This is a genomic window from Vibrio sp. 1078-1 (assembly GCF_033340475.1).
Map to the genome: position 1 here is coordinate 1 of NZ_JAWOWM010000140.1, position 909 is coordinate 909.

At 46.8% G+C, this 909-nt stretch carries 1 protein-coding gene; it reads right to left on the minus strand.

From position 1 onward, the window contains the following. A partial coding sequence (gene dcuC / locus R7190_RS26180; protein WP_318137717.1) for a C4-dicarboxylate transporter DcuC occupies positions 1-909 on the minus strand: 909 nt, incomplete at both ends.

Consider the following 909-nt stretch of genomic DNA (forward strand, 5'->3'; position numbering starts at 1 on the left):
GGTTAGACCTGTTAGGATCAGCATTAGTGCAACGCCGCCCGCACCTGCGTTATCGGCAAGGTGAAGTAGGTTATCGATAGCACCGATAGACATCAGACCTTGTGCAAATACGCCTGCCGCAACCAACAACATCACAACGCCTTTAAATGCATCGGCCATGCCTGCGTAGCATGAGTCTAAATCTTCAAGCGCTTTTTTGCCGTCGAATTTGTTCACGACATAATGGATAAGTGCGCCAAGGAAAATAGAACCCACAACGATGGTGTAGATATCTAGACTAAGACCAGGAATCGTACGGCCATTAAATAGGAACACACCGATGATTGGTAAGAATGGTAGTGCTGCGTAAAACGCTGGTGCATCTGCTTTAATTTCTGATACGTCGATTTTTTCCATCGGCGTATTTTCTTTCTTATCTAGGTATTTGTTCCAGAAGAAAGCTGCTGCCGCCATTACGACGATTGCACAAATCGAAACAGGAAGAACAGTTTGTACCGCAAACACATCTAGCGCCAAGCCAGACTTTTCTGCAGCAATAACAACGTCACCTGAAGTAGGAGAAAGAATAATAGCAGCAGGAGATGCACACACTGCCACAGCCGCAGGACGAGAGATACCCATCGCAACCATCATTGGGAATAGGGTAGCCATCAATAGAACGCCAAGGCCTGTTGCAGAGCTCACCGCTAGAGACATCAAACACGCCACAATGTAAGCCGCTACCAAAAGGACATAAGGAGACTTGATAACAGAAAGCGGTTTAGAGAACTGTTTCACGACAACGTTGTTTGCGCCGATGTGAGTCATGTAAGAGGCGAAACCACATAGCAACATGATTTGCATACCAAGGCCGCCGCCACGGTATTGCAGCATGTATTTCACGTATTCTAGCGAGTCTGTCACCATGTT